Here is a 3,428-nt window from a genome sequence, read left to right on the forward strand (position 1 = left end):
GCCGCGCGCACGCTGACCTCGGCGCTGTCGACGCCGACCGTGCCGCCGTCCGCGCGGGTGACGCGCAGCGCGCCGCGCGCGTCGATGCCGGCGCCGACGCCGTCGAACGCACCCTGCGCGCCGCTGACGCGCAGCGCGCGACCGCGCAGCAGATCATGGCGCACGTAGTCCTCGGCGAACGCGGCGAAGCCTTCGGCGGCGAAGCGATCCAGCGCCTCGACCAGCCGCGCGACCAGCCGCGCGACGAACGCGTTGCGTCCGGGCGGCGCGCCGCCGGCCAGCGTCGCCAGGTCGGTGACCGGCTGCCCGGCCTGCGCGCGCAGCGCGGGCGGCAGGCGCAGGTTGACGCCGATGCCGATCACCGCGTGGCAGGGGCCGAGGAATTCGCCGCCGAGTTCGACCAGGATGCCGGCCAGCTTGCGGCCGTCGGCCAGCGCGTCGTTCGGCCACTTCAGGCCGACGCCGCCGATGCCGGCGTCGGCCAGCGCGCGCATCAGCGCAACACCGATCGCCAGCGACAGTCCGGACAGTGCGGCATAGCCCGCGTCGAAGCGCTTCAGGCAGGACAGATACAGGTTCAGCGCCGGCGGCGACAGCCAGGCGCGCCCGCGCCGACCGCGGCCGGCACTCTGCGTTTCGGCCAGCACGAACGAAAGATCGGGCGCGCCCCGCGCGGCGCGGCGCAGCAGTTCGCTGGAGGTGGAGTCGAGTTCCCAGTGCGCCTCCAGCGCACCCAGCCGCCACGCCGTCGCCGCCGGCAGCGCGGCGCGGATCGCCGTGGCGTCCAGCAGCTCGACCGCATGCGGCAGCGCGTAGCCGCGCCCGGCCTGCGCCTCGACCGGCAGCCCGCGCGCGCGCAGCGCCTCGATCTGCTTCCACACCGCCGCGCGGGTGACGCCGAGGCGCGCGGCCAGCGCCGCGCCCGAGACGGGCGCGCCGGCGGCGAGCAGTTCGACCAGCGCGCGCGGCTCCATCAGCCACTCCGCTTCAGCAGGCGCGGCAGCACGCGCGCGCGCTCGAAGCGGTGCTCGCGGCCGGCGCGCAGGCGCGCGAGGTTGCCGCGATGCGTCCACAGCAGCAGCAGCGCCGCGGCGACGCCGAACAGCGCGAACGCGTTGCGCAGCGGCGCCGGCGCCAGCAGCGCGGCCAGCGGCAACGCCAGGCCGGCGCAGATCGTGGCGAGCCCCACGTAACCGGTGGACAGCAACACCAGCAGCCACAGCGCCAGCAGCGGCGCCAGCGCGACCGGCAGCAGCACCGCGACGCCGCCGATCAGCGTCGCCGCGCCCTTGCCGCCGCGAAAACCGAACAACGCCGGATAGATGTGGCCGAGCGCGGCGGCGAACACGCAGGCCAGCGCCTGCACCGGCGTCGGCAGCGCGGACGCCGCGGGCCACAGCGCGAGGCCCAGCCACGCCGCCAGCGCGCCCTTGCCGACGTCGATCGCGGCCACGCCCAGCGCGAAGCGCCAGCCTTGCGTGCGCAGCGCATTGGTGCCGCCGGCGTTGCCGGAACCCTGGGTGCGGATGTCGACGCCGCGCAGGCGTCCCAGCAGCAGGCTGCCGGACAGCGAGCCGAGCAGGTAGGCGAGCAGCAGTTTGGCGAGCGTGAGCATGCGGCGAGTCTAGCCGTAATGCTTCGGGAAGTTGTTCGACGCAAGCGGGCCGCGGCCGGGCGCGCTTCGCGCCCGCGGCCGCCCCCGCTCCGCGCCGGAGGGGCAAGGGAACGCGCGCTTCGCGGGGATGCGGCCGGCCTGCGGACGGCCCCTCGCGCCACTCCTTCCCGCGGGGAGAGGGGGAGAAAAGCGGCGTGTCGGCGCCCGACGGTCAGCCTTCGCCGGCGGCGACGCCCACCACCAGCGTGCCCGGCCCGGCGTGCGCGCCGATCGCCGCGCCGACCTCGACGATCGCGGGTGTTTCCGCCAGCGCCAGCCGCTGCCGCAGCGATGCGGCGAGGCGTTCCGCCTCGGCGCGGTTGTCGCAGTGGCCGACCAGCACGCGCGGCGCGGCGCCGCGTTCGCGCTTCGCCAGCCACGCGGCGAAGCGCTCCGGCGCGCGCGCGCCGAACGCCGCGCCGGCGAAGCGCAGGCGGCCGTCGGCGCTCGCGCGCAGCAGCGGCGCCAGCTTCAGCCAGCGCGTCAGCGGCAGGCTCCAGGCCGGAAGGCGCCCGCCGCGCACGGCGTAGTCGAGCTCGCGCACCATGGCGTAGGTGCGCACGCGGCCGCGCTCGGCCTGCAGCGCGGCCAGCACCGCCGCCGCGTCCGCGCCGTCCGCCGCGCGCTCGGCCGCGAGCAGCGCGTACAGGCCCTGCCCGCACGAGGCGGTGGCCGAATCGAACAGGTGCACGCGTCCGCCGCATGCGCGCGCCGCGCTCTCCGCCGCCTGGAAGGTGCCGGACAGCGCGCGCGAAATGCCGACGTAGACCAGCTCGCGATGGTGGCTCAGCAGCACCTCGAACAGGCGCCGGAAGTCGCCCGGCGGCGGCTGCGAGGTGCGCGGCAGCTCCGGACTCGCGCGCATGCGCCGGTACAGCTCGGCGTTGCTCATCGCGACCTTGTCCAGGTAATCGCGCGCGCCCAGGCCGACCCGCACCGGCACCACGCCGATGCCGTAGCGCTCGATCGCCGCCTCGGGCAGGTCGGCGGCGGAATCGACCACCACGGCGACGCGCGCCGCCGCCGTCGCCGCGTGCTGCTGCGCGTGCATGTCGTCGGCCTTCTGCGCGCCGACCTCGCCGAACGCGGCGAGCGCGTCGTACAGCCGCTGCGGCGCATCGAGATGCATGTGCACGCGCAGCCGCGCCGGCGTGCCGGCCAGCACCAGGCTGCCGCCGTCCAGCGCGCGCAGCGCCGCCAGGATCGCCTCGCGCGGCAGCGCGTCGCCGCTGACGACGCATTCGACGCAGTAGCGGTGGCGGTCGTCGCCGGCCTCGGCGCGCGCGATCGCGCCGGCCTCGCCGACGTAGGCGGCGTCGGCGACGCGCACGCGGCGGCCCTCGCGCAGGAAGTCGGCGATGCCTTCGAGCAGCTCGACGAAGCCCTGCGCGCCGGCGTCCACCACGCCGGCGCGGCGCAGCGCCGGCAACTGCTGCGGCGTGCGCGACAGCGCCGCGCGCGCCGCTTCCAGCGCGTGGGCGAACGCCGCGCGCAGATCGTGGCGGCCGTCGGCCACGTGCTCGCGCAGCGCCTGCGCGAACGCGCCGATCACCGAAAGGATGGTGCCTTCGCGCGGCTCGGCCACGGCGCCGCGCGCCTGCTCGGCGCCCAGCGCCACCGCGCGCGCCAGCACCGGCGCGGTCAGCCGCGGCGCGTCGCCGGCGCCGGCGCCGACGCCGCACAGGAATTGTGCCAGGATCGCGCCGGAATTGCCGCGCGCACCGTCCACGGCAGCCGCGGCCGCCGCGCGCAGCAGGCCGGCCGCGCCGCGTGC

At 77.3% G+C, this 3,428-nt stretch carries 3 protein-coding genes; all 3 read right to left on the minus strand.

Annotation, left to right across the window (positions count from 1 at the left end; translation table 11 throughout):
- A partial coding sequence (locus ABFC67_RS10680; protein WP_346738015.1) for a biotin--[acetyl-CoA-carboxylase] ligase occupies positions 1-974 on the minus strand: 974 nt, incomplete at its 3' end.
- Complete coding sequence (plsY, locus tag ABFC67_RS10685; RefSeq protein WP_346738016.1) at positions 974-1,615, minus strand: glycerol-3-phosphate 1-O-acyltransferase PlsY; 642 nt, start codon at positions 1,613-1,615, stop codon at positions 974-976. The genes ABFC67_RS10680 and plsY, both read right to left, overlap by 1 nt.
- A 211-nt stretch (positions 1,616-1,826) precedes the next feature.
- Positions 1,827-3,428, minus strand: a 1,602-nt coding sequence (locus ABFC67_RS10690; RefSeq protein WP_346738017.1) for a DegV family protein, incomplete at its 5' end; no start/stop codon positions are given.

It is taken from the genome of Mizugakiibacter sp. (assembly GCF_039680435.1).
Lineage (GTDB): Bacteria > Pseudomonadota > Gammaproteobacteria > Xanthomonadales > Rhodanobacteraceae > Mizugakiibacter.